The 12447-nt window shown below is 66.8% G+C and carries 15 protein-coding genes and 1 rRNA gene; 7 read left to right on the top strand and 9 right to left on the bottom strand.

Annotated elements, in window-relative coordinates:
* Both ACRYA2_RS12655 and ACRYA2_RS12660 read right to left on the bottom strand, forming a co-directional pair.
* Positions 1-74 (bottom strand): 16S ribosomal RNA (locus ACRYA2_RS12655); the annotation flags it as partial.
* A gap of 989 nt (positions 75-1063) precedes the next feature.
* Positions 1064-1372: a non-histone chromosomal MC1 family protein gene (locus tag ACRYA2_RS12660; RefSeq protein WP_113276055.1), complete on the bottom strand. Its 309-nt coding sequence runs from the start codon at positions 1370-1372 to the stop codon at positions 1064-1066.
* Positions 1373-1620: 248 nt separating this feature from the next.
* Here ACRYA2_RS12660 and ACRYA2_RS12665 point away from each other — a divergent pair, with 248 nt between their 5' ends.
* Genes ACRYA2_RS12665 through ACRYA2_RS12675 form a run of 3 tightly spaced genes read left to right on the top strand, consistent with a single transcriptional unit; the run spans position 1621 to position 3625 of the window.
* A complete protein-coding gene (locus tag ACRYA2_RS12665) occupies positions 1621-1818 on the top strand; it encodes a hypothetical protein (protein ID WP_007982308.1) in 198 nt (65 codons plus the stop codon).
* A 52-nt stretch (positions 1819-1870) separates the two neighbouring features.
* Entirely contained in the window at positions 1871-2923 is a 1053-nt protein-coding gene (locus tag ACRYA2_RS12670; protein WP_433628520.1) for a quinone-dependent dihydroorotate dehydrogenase, read from the top strand.
* Between the two features lie 24 nt (positions 2924-2947).
* Entirely contained in the window at positions 2948-3625 is a 678-nt protein-coding gene (locus tag ACRYA2_RS12675) for a haloacid dehalogenase type II (protein ID WP_433628523.1), read from the top strand.
* On the opposite strand, the gene pheT is transcribed toward ACRYA2_RS12675, so the two are convergent.
* Both pheT and pheS read right to left on the bottom strand, forming a co-directional pair.
* Positions 3617-5332 (bottom strand): phenylalanine--tRNA ligase subunit beta, encoded by a 1716-nt coding sequence (gene pheT / locus ACRYA2_RS12680; protein ID WP_433628525.1) that lies wholly within the window; start codon positions 5330-5332, stop codon positions 3617-3619. The genes ACRYA2_RS12675 and pheT overlap by 9 nt on opposite strands.
* Positions 5332-6840: a phenylalanine--tRNA ligase subunit alpha gene (gene pheS, locus ACRYA2_RS12685; protein ID WP_433628528.1), complete on the bottom strand. Its 1509-nt coding sequence runs from the start codon at positions 6838-6840 to the stop codon at positions 5332-5334. Before pheS ends, pheT begins: the two co-directional genes overlap by 1 nt.
* Positions 6841-7160: 320 nt before the next feature.
* Here pheS and ACRYA2_RS12690 point away from each other — a divergent pair, with 320 nt between their 5' ends.
* Positions 7161-7796, top strand: a complete 636-nt coding sequence (locus ACRYA2_RS12690) for a class I SAM-dependent methyltransferase (protein WP_433628531.1) — start codon at positions 7161-7163, stop codon at positions 7794-7796.
* 5 nt (positions 7797-7801) lie between these two features.
* Here ACRYA2_RS12690 and ACRYA2_RS12695 read toward each other — a convergent pair whose 3' ends face one another.
* Both ACRYA2_RS12695 and hisI read right to left on the bottom strand, forming a co-directional pair.
* Positions 7802-8917 (bottom strand): DUF7118 family protein, encoded by a 1116-nt coding sequence (locus tag ACRYA2_RS12695; protein ID WP_433628533.1) that lies wholly within the window; start codon positions 8915-8917, stop codon positions 7802-7804.
* Entirely contained in the window at positions 8910-9284 is a 375-nt protein-coding gene (gene hisI, locus ACRYA2_RS12700) for a phosphoribosyl-AMP cyclohydrolase (RefSeq protein ID WP_113274428.1), read from the bottom strand. Before hisI ends, ACRYA2_RS12695 begins: the two co-directional genes overlap by 8 nt.
* A gap of 133 nt (positions 9285-9417) precedes the next feature.
* Here hisI and ACRYA2_RS12705 point away from each other — a divergent pair, with 133 nt between their 5' ends.
* A complete protein-coding gene (locus ACRYA2_RS12705; protein WP_113274429.1) occupies positions 9418-9873 on the top strand; it encodes a DUF5814 domain-containing protein in 456 nt (151 codons plus the stop codon).
* A 21-nt stretch (positions 9874-9894) separates the two neighbouring features.
* Here the strand turns inward: ACRYA2_RS12705 and ACRYA2_RS12710 are convergent, their stop codons facing one another.
* Positions 9895-10305: a DUF8146 domain-containing protein gene (locus ACRYA2_RS12710; protein ID WP_113274430.1), complete on the bottom strand. Its 411-nt coding sequence runs from the start codon at positions 10303-10305 to the stop codon at positions 9895-9897.
* Between the two features lie 116 nt (positions 10306-10421).
* Entirely contained in the window at positions 10422-10967 is a 546-nt protein-coding gene (locus ACRYA2_RS12715) for a CDP-2,3-bis-(O-geranylgeranyl)-sn-glycerol synthase (RefSeq protein ID WP_433628538.1), read from the bottom strand.
* Positions 10968-11082: 115 nt separating this feature from the next.
* Here ACRYA2_RS12715 and ACRYA2_RS12720 point away from each other — a divergent pair, with 115 nt between their 5' ends.
* Together ACRYA2_RS12720 and ACRYA2_RS12725 are read left to right on the top strand one after the other, a co-directional pair.
* The gene (locus ACRYA2_RS12720; protein ID WP_433628541.1) at positions 11083-11286 is read left to right on the top strand and encodes a hypothetical protein; all 204 of its coding nucleotides are present in this window, start codon (positions 11083-11085) and stop codon (positions 11284-11286) included.
* Between the two features lie 73 nt (positions 11287-11359).
* The gene (locus ACRYA2_RS12725; RefSeq protein WP_433628544.1) at positions 11360-11884 is read left to right on the top strand and encodes a metal-dependent hydrolase; all 525 of its coding nucleotides are present in this window, start codon (positions 11360-11362) and stop codon (positions 11882-11884) included.
* A gap of 42 nt (positions 11885-11926) precedes the next feature.
* On the opposite strand, the gene ACRYA2_RS12730 is transcribed toward ACRYA2_RS12725, so the two are convergent.
* The gene (locus ACRYA2_RS12730; RefSeq protein WP_433628547.1) at positions 11927-12436 is read right to left on the bottom strand and encodes a twin-arginine translocation signal domain-containing protein; all 510 of its coding nucleotides are present in this window, start codon (positions 12434-12436) and stop codon (positions 11927-11929) included.
* Positions 12437-12447 lie beyond the last annotated feature (11 nt).

The raw sequence follows: 12447 nt of genomic DNA on the forward strand, positions 1-12447 counted from the left end.
AGTCTGAGCTCGTGCGACTAGCATGGCTAAATCGAACTCCGATAGCAATGGCCTCCGGCAGGATCAACCGGAATGGTTTCCGAGCACAAAGGCTCGGTGGGTCTGGCGGAGACACTATGCGTAATGCATGTGCTATGTGGTCCGTCAGTTCGACGACCCCAGACCAAGCTGCTGGTCGGGTGTCACCGAACTGCCAAGGCTAACATCAGATTCCATCGTGTACGGCGGACCGCAGGGGTGGAATCCTCATTTCCTCCGGACTTGAGTAGAGGCGAAGAAGAGTATTAAACCCTTCGAAGCGCCTCCAACAGGTGGGCAACCCCCACCTGACGGCCCGGGATTGCGGAACAAATTGAACGTTCCGCGAATCGCGTCGAGTCTTTCTTCGCGTCCTTATCCAACGCCCCCAGTTTACTTAAGGGCGTCGGATTCCGCTCGCCTTCGACGGTTCCGTCGAAGGCGCGTTTCCATCCATTCCGAGTACCCTGTTGTACTTAAGGGCGTCGAATCGAACGTATCTCCGTCCGACGGTTTCGGACGATGATGATAGTTCGGTTGCGCCGTGTGGTCGAGGGCACCGGAACGGTGTGCTTCCGCCCGCCGAACGCCATTTAAAGGCTCCGGAATCGGGCGGCCACCCGGCGGGGAAAACCACCGGGCGGCGTTCGCATCTATACGAATGGCAGGGTTACATTTAACCCCGTCGAACGAGACCCGCTTCGGGACGTATTGACTAACACCGTCGACCCGCTGGCGAGAGCTCGTGGAGAACGACCCCGTCGTACACGGTGAGCGAAGCGGTGTCTGGTGTCAGCGTGTACTGGCGGAGTCGGACCTCCAGAACGTCCTCGTCCAGTCACGATCGGGAGACCGTAGAACGATGTTAGTGCGCGGGTGGAGGCCGGACCGATCATCCCACGCGTCGTGCGTTCGGTGCGGTCGGATGTGCCCCGCGCAATGGGTACGTATGCAGGGAGCTCTAAAAAACGCTAGCTGACTGTTCGGTGTGTCTACACGAAGAGAAGTCAGTGAAGGCTCGACTCCAACGGACGAGCGCGGTTCGTCATTCCTCCAGGTGTTCGATACCTTGCTTGGCGACGTTCGCCTCTGTAATCTCGTCGGGCATCCAGTCCGGTTTGTCCGAGGGCGCCTCTTCTTCCCAGGCCCAACCCTCGTAGATGTGGACTTTGTCGGTTCCTTTCTCTCGCAAGCGGAGTTCGATACGGTCGGCTGCGTCCTCTGAACTCGCTGGTTCGAGACGACGCGCTGCTTTCAGTGCTGCTTGTCGGGGAGTGTTACCCGAGAAGACACTTGATTCGGTACCGTCGGTTTCGCGGAGTGCGAAATTTCGCTTACCATCGTCACGTACCATGGTTTTTCTCCTCCATGCCAACCCAGCACAGGGGCCGTTATAAATATATCGCTGATATGAGCGGTTTCGTTCGATAGGTTTATAATATTTGATGAGCCGCTCGGATACAATACTGCGTTGGCGGCCGAAAAGCCAGACAAAGTAAGTGGTTCGGAACCGTACGCGTGATAGAGGGACGCCAGCGGAGAACAGTATGGTAGAAAACACTTAAGTACATGCTGTAGCGAACCACTGCATACGATACCTCGATGGTACGGAAAAAGAAGCTCAGCCCGAGTGGCGCGAAAGACGAAGACGGTGAATACCACAACGTCCACGTGAACCTCCACGAGGACGAACTGGCCGTCGCCGGCATGGAGATCGGCGACGAGGTGTTCGTCCGCGTCCGGGAAGACAAAATCATCATCCAGAAAGCCGACAAGGACGAAGTCGAGCACGAATTCTGAACTCGTCGTGGAAGGTCCACGCGAGATGTCCGTCGTTTCACCTACGAGATTCATGAACGGATACGACGCCGTCAAACCACTGTTGTTCCGGCTACCGGCCGAAACCGCCCACGGAACCGTCCACGCGCTGCTCCGGGGAGTCCAGGGAACGCCGGTCGAGCGACTGCTCGCGTCGCGGTATCGGGTGGCTGACCCGCGACTCGAGGTCGAAGCGTTCGGTCAATCGTTCCCGAACCCCGTCGGCGTCGCCGCCGGGTTCGACAAGAATGCACAGATTCCCTCGGCGCTGGCCAGCCTCGGCTTCGGCCACGTCGAGGTCGGCGGCGTGACCGCCGAGGCCCAGGAGGGGAACCCCCGTCCGCGGATGTTCCGCTTGCGGGAGGACGACGCCATCGTCAACCGAATGGGGTTCAACAACCACGGTGCGGACCGCATCGGCGCGCGCATGGCGAGCCAGTCGCTCCCGGAGGTGCCGGTCGGCGTGAACATCGGCAAGTCGAAGTCGGCCCCACTGGAGAGCGCCGAGGAGGACTACCTCTACACGTACGAGCGCGTGGCCGCACACGCGGACTACTTCGTCGTCAACGTCTCCAGTCCGAACACGCCGGGGCTCCGGGAACTCCAGAACAGGGAGAACCTCGAACGCATCCTGACGACGCTACAGGACGCCGGCGCGAGTCCGCTGCTCGTCAAGCTCTCGCCCGACCTTCCCGATCCCGCGGTCGAAGATGCGCTGGATCTCGTGGGAGAACTCGGCCTCGACGGCGTCATCGCCACGAACACTACCACCGAGCGCCGGAACCTCCACAGCGAGCACCGCGACGAGGAGGGCGGGCTCTCGGGACGTCCGCTCGAATCCCAGGCGACGGAGATGGTCCGGTTCGTCGCCGAGCGCGTCGACGTCCCCGTCGTCGGCGTCGGCGGCGTGTTCACCGCCGAGGACGCCTATCGGAAACTACGCGCGGGCGCGCACGTAGTTCAACTGTACACCGGACTGGTCTATCGCGGCCCGTCCATCGCGCGCGACGTCAACGCGGGGCTGCTGGAACTGCTGGAGCGCGACGGCTTCGACTCGGTCGAGGACGCAATCGGCGAGGACCTCTAAGGGACTCGGGCGTCTACCGCCGGTATGTTCGACCTGGACGAGGTCACGACCGTCACCTTCGATTCGTACGGCACGCTCGTCGACGTGGACGACGCCGAGCGTGCGCTCGCCGACTACGTCGAGACGCCGGAGTCCGTCTCGCGGCTCTGGCGCACCCGGTCGCTCGAATACTCCTTCCTCGCCGGGCAGATAGACGCCTACGAACCGTTCTACGAGCTGAACCGCCACGCCCTGCAGTACGCGCTCGACTCGCACGGCGTCGACCTCTCGGCGGACGAGCGCGACGAAATTCTCTCGGTGTACCACGAACTCGACGTCTTCGACGACGTTCGCCCGGGGATGGAGCGCCTCCACGAAGCGGGCTACGACCTCTACGTTCTCTCGAACGGCAACCCGGAGATGCTCGATTCGCTGGTCGACCACGCGGACATCGAGGACCTGGTCGAGGACACCATCAGCGCGGACGAGATTCGGCAGTTCAAGCCGGCCGCCGACCTCTATCGCCACGCCGCCGGACGAACGGGGACGCCCATCGACCGGATAGCGCACGTCGCCGGCGGGCAGTTCGACGTGATGGGCGCCGACCACGCCGGAATGAGGACCGTCTGGGTGAACCGCGACGACAGCCCGCCGGAGCCGTTCGACGGCGAACCGGACGCGACGGTCGCGGACATCGAGACGGCCGCGGAGAAGCTACTGTAGCGCGTCCAGCCGGAACTCGAACGCCGCCACCGGCAGTTCCAGATCGTGGTCCACGAGCACTGCCGGATGAATCTCGCCGACGACGCCGACCGACCGGCCGTCCAGGACCACTTCCGCGGCGCGACCGTCGATGAAGCTGGGATGGTCGGTGGCCGGGGTCGTCAGTTCGACGTCGAAGTTGCGCGCGACGGCCTGCAGGCGCGCCTTCGCGTCCTCGTAGGAGGCGTCGTGGCGCGCGAGCACGCCGGCCACGGTGCGGTGCTCGGCGACGCCGGTGTTCTCGCTCTCGTCGACGTGGGCCGCCAGTCCGATTTCGGCGAGGTCCTGGGGATACGAGCGGTGCGTGTTGTTCTCCAGGACGACCAGAAGCGACGGAAGCGCCCACGTGCGGAGCATCGTGTAGTCCTCGCTGTAGGGGTTCTTGATGGTCGCCGGCTCGTCGGCCCCGAGCACGTCGTCCCCGGGCGAGACGTTCATGCGCTCGAAGTTGTCCGCCTCGCTGATCATGTGGAAGTTCAGCATATCCTCGAAGCCCAGTCCGACGAGCACCTCGCGGGCGGCGTCCTCGAGGTTCGAACGCTCGTGGCGGCCGCCGACGGTCCCCACGTCGGGGTAGCGCGGCGAGAGGTCGTTGAACCCGTACGCCCGTCCCACGTCGTCGACGACGTCGACGGGGTGGAGCACGTCGACGCGGTAGGGCGGAATCTCGACGTCGTAGACGAGGTCGCCGTCCGCACTCTCGGCCGTCTCGCCGTCGAGGCCGGAGCGTTCGAGCAGGTCGACGACCTCGTCGGGACCGAGGTCGATTCCCAGCGTCCGCTCGACGGCGTCGTGGGTGACCGTCTTCGACCTGACGCCGAGGTCGGGCCGGACCAGGGTGCGGTCCGGATAGTCGACCTCGACCGATTCGACGGTCGCCCCGCGGGCGTCGAGCGCGTAGCAGATGATGGTGCACATGTGGTCGATGGTCCACTGGTCGGTGCCCGTAAGTTCGACGAACAGGTTGCGGGACTCGGTGGACACCTCGGTCCGGCGGCCGTTGATGACCGGCGGGAACGAGAACAGCCCGATGTCGTCGTAGATGGCGGGATACCGGTCGTGCTCCTCGACCAGCGGCGCGTATGTCTCGCCGGTCGGGTGCGAGCGCAGGACCTCGGCGGGCGTCATCTCCGCGTCCGAGTCGAGCGGGACGAACCGGTCGCCGTCGGGGTCGATGCCGCGGTAGGTGATGGAGTTCCCGACGTCGTCGTCGGTCGCCGTCTGCCCTTTCAGCATCGTCAGGTCGTGGATGCCGATGGCGCCCTTGGCGCGCTTGCGACCCATCGTGGCGTGGAGCTTCTCCTGCAACTGGATGAGCGAGTCGAGCGCGGCCTCGTCCAGGTCGACGCCCCGGACGACCGCGCCGGTGACGTACGGGCGCTCGTCGGGGACGTCCTCGACCTCGATGGTCCAGTCGGCGTCGTTGGTCTCGGGGACGTAGACGCCCCGGTCGTCGCCGTACTGGTAGCGCAGCGAGCGCGCGACGCCCTCGACGGAGAGACGGTCGAGACGGTCCGGGGCGAACTCCAGTTGCATCTCCCCGTCCTCCGTCTCGCCCTCGTACTCCAGGCCGAGCGCGAACAGGTCGTCTTTGAGTTCTTCGTCGTCCTTCTCGCCGTGGCCGGTCAGCGTACGTAGCTCGTCGGGGTCGACGTCGACGACTGGCATCAGTGTAGCACCTCCGTGTCCCGCAGCAGTTCGAGGTCACACAGCGTCCCGTGGACGTCGCGGATGTCCTCGAAACCGTACATCAACATGAGCAGCCGTTCCAGCGAGAGACCCCAGGCCATCACGTCGCAGTCGACGCCCAGTGGCTCTAAGACCTCCGGGCGGAACATCCCGCTGTTGCCCACCTCGATGAGTTCTCCGGTCTCGGGGTGGGTACCGAACAGTTCGAAGCTGGGCTCCGTGTAGGGGTTGTAGTGGGGCTTGTACTGCAGGTCGGTGATGCCGAACTGCTCGTAGAACTCCTCGAACGTTCCCATCAGGTCGCGCACGGAGAGGTCCTCGGCCATCACCCAGCCCTCTATCTGGAAGAACTCCAGCAGGTGGGTCGGGTCGAGCGTGTCGTTGCGGTACACCTTCTCCACGCTGAAGAAGCGCTGTGGCGGTTCGAGGTCCCCCTGCGCGTACCCGGAGAGGTAGCGCATCGACAGCGACGTGGTGTGGCCCCGGAGCGCGATGGCCTCGGCGAACTCCTCGCTCCACGGCGAGTGGTAGCCCTCACCGTCCTCGCCGACGCCCTCGCGGTGGGCGCGCTCGACGCGCTCGACGAGGTCGTCCGGCAGGTCGTCGATGTCGGTCGGATTCGAGAGGGCGAACCGGTCCCAGTGGGTGCGCGCCGGGTGGTCCTGGGGCATGAACAGGCAGTCGTTTATCCAGAAGTCGGCGTCGGCGTGGGGCCCCTCCATCTCCCGGAAGCCCATGCCGACGAGCACGTCCTTCACGCGGTTCGCCGTCTGGCGGAGGATGTGGACCTTGCCGCCGTCGACGCGCTCGGCGTCGGCCTCGACGTTGTACTCGGCGAACTCGACGTCGCGCCACTCGCCCGAGGTGAGCATCTCGGGGGTCAACTGGCCGACGGTCTCGGCCGCCTCGACCCCTTCCATCATCGCCGTGATGCCCTCGTCGGTCAGCGTCACCGAACGGACCGCGGACTCGGAGCGCTCCACCAGTCCCCGGCGTTCGAGTCCGTCGAGCGCGTCCTCGTCCTCGACGGACTCGCCGGCGACGAGCGCTGCCAGGGCGTTCGCCTCGGCGTCGGCTTTCGGGTCCGCGTCGGCGTCGGCGGTTATCTCGCCGCTCTCGATGCTGCCGTACCCCTTCCGGGCGTAGTTCGAGAGGGCGATGTCCACCTGCGGGCCGTCGAGGTCCGACCGTCCGATGACCTTGCCCATCGAGACCGACGAGTCGTCCGCGCCCGCGTCCAGTGCTGCGCCGTAGAGGCGGACCTCCGGCAGGCCGTCCTCGGCGTACTCCTCGCCCTCGTCGGTGAGCGAGACCGACGTCTCGGTGCGTTCGTCCACGTCGACCAGTCCGTCCGATTCGAGTTCGAAGACCGCCCCCGTCACCGTCTCCGGTTGGAGGCCCGTCGCCTCGGCCAGTTGGTCGACCGTTCGTTTCTCAGTCGCGCTCGCGGCTTCCAGCACCGCGGCCTGTGATTCTGGTAGCTTCATCTCTCGGTGTAGTCTCTGTTTGTTAGTCCCTGTCCGCCGTTTTAGCCCTTCTGAAGGCGGACCGGTCGACGGTCGCCCCGAAGGCGTCGCGAGCGGTTTCGTGCCCGGCGTCGGGAGTCCCGCGACCGCCGCCGTCGCCGGACGGTCCACCGCTCGCTCAGGCGGCGAAGAAAAACCCGAATCCCGCGGCTGGACGAGTCTTTCGGTCGATACCACCGTGCCGGGATTCGGATGGCATGTTCGGATGATAGCAAGGCACAGACAAAAACGTTCCGGAGGGGACCGAATCGACTTCGGCCCCCGCCGTCCAACGCCCGGCCATGATGGACTGGGAGCGGTTCTACGAGGAGGCCGACTACGACCGCTGCGCCTACCTCGGCGGCGAGGCGATGGTCGACCTCGCCGAACGCTTCTTCGAGACGGTCGGCGTTCCCGACGACTTCGCGTCGGTCGGCTGTGGCCCCGCGGTCTGTCCGTTCGCGCTCGCCGACCGCTATCCCGACGCGGAGTTCGTCGGCCTCGACCTCTCGCCGACCGTCGTCGCCGACAACCGCGAGCGCGCCGCCGAGCGGGGTCTGGAGAACCTCGACTTCGCCGTGGACTCCCTGCCGGCCCTCGACGTCGACCGCCGGTTCGACGTGGTGTACTGCGTCGCCACGCTCTACTTCGTCGCCGACGCCGAGCGCGCTGTCGCGGAACTGTACGACCGCGTGCGCGAGGGCGGCCACCTCGTCCTGAACTATCCGAACCGCTACAGCCGGGCGCGGTTCGACCGGGAGTTCGAGGGCCGCAAGCGCGAGGCGTTCGAACTCGTGCTGGAGGGCGAGAACCTGCTCTCCTACGAGGCGATTCGGGCGGCGACCGGCGGTCGGCCGCGGAGTTACTGGAAGCTGGTCGACGCCGAGGACCGCGAGTTCGCCGACCGCGCCCGGCCCTGCGTCGTCGTCGAGAAGTAGCCCCCTCAGCGGTCGGGATACTCCTCGAGCGCCGACGTCAGGCGGTCGCGCTCCTCCCTCGTGCGCTCCAGTTCCGCCGCGATTTCGCCGCGTTCGAGACGACGTCGCTCCTCGTCGGTGAGTTCATCGCGTGCTCGGGCGGCGGCGCGCAGGCGTTCGAACTCCTCCTCGTCGCGGGCCAGCGCCGCCACGTCGTGCAGTCGCTCGACGACGTCGGGCGGCGCGAACCGGTCGACGACCCGGACGGCCTCCTCGCACCACCACTGCAGTTCCGTCGCGGGCGCGGGCGGCCAGCCGACCGCCAGCGGTTCGGCGTCGAGGCGGTCGAGGTACGTCTCGTTGGTCCCAACGCAGCGCTTGAGTTCGGCGGGGTCGTCGACGTAGTGGTCGAGTTTCGACCGCGAGTAGCGGGCGTACTCCAGCAGGTCCGGGATGGTCTCGGTGCCCGCGTCGGCGTCGAGGACGTACTCGCGCAGGTCCTCGGGCGGCGACCGGAAGGAAACGAGGGGATAGTTCTCCGTCGCGGCGAGGAAGGCGACCACTTCGCGGGCGGGCGTCTCGCGCTTGAACTCGGCGAACGCCGTCGCGACCGCGTCGTCGTACGCCGCGATGGGTTCCCGGAGTCGCTCGACGGGCGCGGAGAGGTCGGCGTCCCCGAGTTCGCCGACGCGTTCGAGGTCGGCGATACGGTCGTCCAGTTCGACCTTCCGCCGGGTGACCGCGCGCCGGGCGTCGCGGTAGCGCTCGCGGGCAGCCCGGCGCTCGTCTAGCAGCGCGGCGACCTCGCCCGCGGCGGCGAGTTCCTCCCGGGCCTGCTCGAAGTGGCGCTCGGCGATGCGCCGACGGTCGACTATCTCCTCGGCGCGCTCGAAGGTTTCGCGCTCCGGGAGGTCCTCGGGGAGGGCCTCGACGAGGTCGGCGAACTCGCCCTGGAACGTCACGAACGCCTCGAAGTCGCCCGTCCCTGTCGCGCGACCCTCGTAGCGGTCCAGCAGATCGGTCGCGCGCTCGTGGGCGTCGGCGACGCGCTCGACGGTCGTCTGACCGTACTCCGCGACGGCGGACTCGGCCTCTCGGCAGTCCTCGTCGGCGGTCCGGAGTCGCTCGATGGGATCAGTCATACACTTCGTCGGGGTCGAACGCTCGCTCGCCGACCGTCTCGCCGTCGAGCGTGCGGTAGAAGCAGGATTCGAAGCCGGTGTGGCACGCGCCGCCCTCCTGGTCGACCCGGTAGAGGAGGGCGTCGCCGTCGCAGTCCACCCGGACCTCCTCGACGCGCTGGACGTGCCCGCTCGTTGCACCCTTCCGCCAGAGTTCGTCGCGGCTCCGCGAGTAGTAGTGTGCGAACCCGGTCTCGCGCGTCCGCTCGACCGCTTCGGGGGTGACGTAGGCCAGCATCAGAACCTCGCCCGACTCTGCGCTCTGGGCGACCGCGGGCAGCAGGTCGTTCTCGTCGAACGCGAGGTCCACTCCGGACGTGTCGCTCATGGTTGGTGGTTGGCGTTCGCGTGGATATGTTTTGTGTGTCTCCCGACGGACCGTTCGTCCCGCCGAGACGAACGGGCGTACCGCGGCACCGACGACACGCTTATCCGGACCAGTCGAGTAGATTCGGGCAAGCGTGGCTATCACGGACAAGATATACGTCAAGAACCACCGCCAGCTCTCCTCCCAGCTGGAGACGAACATCCCGAAGGGGGCGTTCAAGGGCGCGACCCTGGACCTGCTCTTCCAGGGCGACGGCCTCGAGAAGCTCGACGAGGCGACCCGCGAGCGCGTGCTCGACTTCACCGAGGACTTCCTCGACTGCGGCTGCGACACCAACCCCTACTGCGGCTGTCCGGAGCGGAAGTTCATGCGCTACCTGCTCGAACTGCGCGAGCAGGGCCTCGGCCCGGACGCCATCGTCGACGTGATGAGCGACGACTACATGGTGTACGCCTACTCCGGCGACGTCCTCTCCTTCCTCGACCAGTCGGTCCGCACCCTCGAAGCGGTCGAGGAACTCGCCGACGTCGAGGGCGACGACGAGATGGAACGGCGCGCCCGGCAGAAGAAGGAGTCGCTGTCCGGCTAGAAGCGACGCTCCGACCGACGATTACCCCAGCCGGTAGGTCTCCTCGGTGTCGAGTTCGTCGTCCAGTTCTTCGAGGTTGACGACCTCCTCGTCTCCGGCGTCGCCGTCGACCTGCTCCTGGAGGTGGCGAACGTACTCCTTATGCTCCTGTAGCTGCTCGCGGAGGTGTTCGGCCTCCAGTTCCAGGCGCTCGTGTTCGCGGACGAAGCTCTTCGGGACCTCGACCTTCGGCGGGAACGACTCGTCGTCCTCGCCCTCCTCAACCTGGTTCTCCGGCACCACGCGGACCTTCCCGTCGTGGGCGACGAGCATGTCGACGTAGTCGCGGAACACCGCGGACAACGAGATGTCGCGTTTCTCGGCGATCTCCCGCAGGGTCTCGAACGAGTCCTCGTTCACCCGGAAGGAGATCGTCTTGTTCTTGTTGCCCATCGTTGGCGGATGTATCTAGCTCGACGCCACTTAATGGTTCGTCAGACGTTCCCACGACTCCGACCGGGCCCACGTTCGCGGCCCGGGGGTCGGTCACGGTCGTCCGCCGGCGTCTTCTACCACGGCTCGTCTTTCAGACCGAGGGCGTAGGCTCCGGCGTTCGTCGAGACGTGGAGGAGCGGCGTCACGACGACGACGACCGCCAGGACGGAGGGCCAGAACGTCTCGACCGTCCAGGCGGGCGCGACGACCAGCGAGAACAGCAGCGCCAGCGCGACGAAGTCCAGCTGGTCGAGTCCCGGGAAGGCGGCCCCGCGCTGGCGGCCCGTCCGTCGCTTGACGAACGACGCGAGGATGTCGCCGGCCATCGCCCCCGCGGGCATCGCGACGACGACGGCGAGCGGGAACTCGGGGAGCGCGACGCCGACGGCGTCGGCGACCGACGGGCGGACGGCGTTCAGCGCGAGCGCGAGCAGCGCGCCCGCCGCGATTCCGCCCGCGGTACCGCGCCAGGTCTTCCCGTCGCCGAGGAGGCGACGCCCGCGCCACGCGCGCCCGCCGTCGATGGGCGGGCCGCCGCCCGCCAGGACGGCGGCGTTGTTCGGCACGTACGCGGGCAGCATCGCCCAGAACGCGACGACCACGACTTCGAGCACGTCCATGTTGAGGTAGGCGGGCGGACGCGTCTTAAGAATCGGAGGTTCGCGTCGACGGGGTCGGAGGACGCGGCCGACGCTGGCCCTCTTTTGATGCTTCGTCCCGTACGTCGGCCGGACAGTGCATCCCTCGCTCACTCCGCTCGCCGTGCTCGGCGGGACGACGCTCGCCTCCTACTGCCTCTGGCAACTCGTCTTCGACCCGTTCCGGGGACCGTTGCCGGGCCGGAGGACGACCGTGGTCGTCCTCGTCGCCGGGACCGTCGCGGGAGTCGCGCTGACGCTGTGGGGGCTGGACCGCCTCGACCTGCTGCGTCGACCGTAGCGCGGTCGGGCGCCCGCGGAAACGTTAACAGCGTCCGCGGCGTACGCCGCTCGTCGCGGTACCGACGGTCGCCATGTACCCGACCGGTCACTACGGCGTCGCGCTGCTCGTCTCCGCGCCGGCGGCGTTCGTCCTCGGTCGCAGAGCCGGGACCCTGTTCTCGGCGTTCGTGCTGCTGACGGCGGTCCTTCCCGACGTCGATACGCACGTTCCGGGGGTCCGGCACCACGGAGTGACGCACACGCTCCTCTTCGGCGTCGCGAGCGGCGTCGTCGTCGGCCTGTTCGCCGCCGGCCTCCTCGTCGCCTACGTCCGGTTCGCAGGGCCGGTACGGTCCTCCCGGCTCACGGCGAGGAACGCGTTCGAGTGGGCGGCCGCCGGCGCGTTCCTCGGGGTCCTGAGCCACGTCACCGCCGACGTTCTCGTCGTCCTTCCCGGAACGCAACCCGTGAGCCCGTTCTGGCCTCTGTTCGAGCGGAAGATCACCGTCGAGGCGATTCCACTCGGCGCACCTGCCCGGAACCTGGCGCTTCTGGTCGTGGGACTCGGCGTCCACGGTCTCGTCTACCGACTGACGGGCGACGGAGTCGAGTCCTGACCGCTGGAAGAACGGGCGCGCCCCGGCAGACCGGCGGCCGAGTCAGCCGTCGGTCTGATTACCGGCGGTCTGGTTGCCGGCCTGGGTCGTCGCTCCGCCCTCAACGGGAGCGAACTGCACGCCAACGAGTCCGATCTCTCCTGGGTCGTCGAACACGATGTCGTCGTCGACGGCGTTCTCATCGAAGTTGAAGTCCCCGAGACCGGTCTGGAACTCGTAGGTCTGTCCCTCCTGGACGTCGACGCCCGACGGGAGGAACAGCATCGCGTACGCACCCGGCGAGAACTGGTAGTTGATGACTCGCGTGTTGTACTCGTTGCCCTGGGCGTCGTTCTCGATAGGTGCCCACCCGAGCGAGTCGGACGCGATGGAGAACCTAGCACCGCCGGAGAACTGCCGGTTGAGCATCACCGCGCGACGGGTATCGCCATCCTGGGCCCCGCCGACGCCGGAGAGTCCGAGGGCCGCTCCGCCGGAGGCGAGTGCGCTCGTCTTCAGGAACGATCGACGGGACGATTCGCCGCGGAGTCGTGCTAGCGTATGTTCTGTCATGGCTCTCTGTC

The organism is Halomicrococcus pelagicus (genome assembly GCF_050954125.1).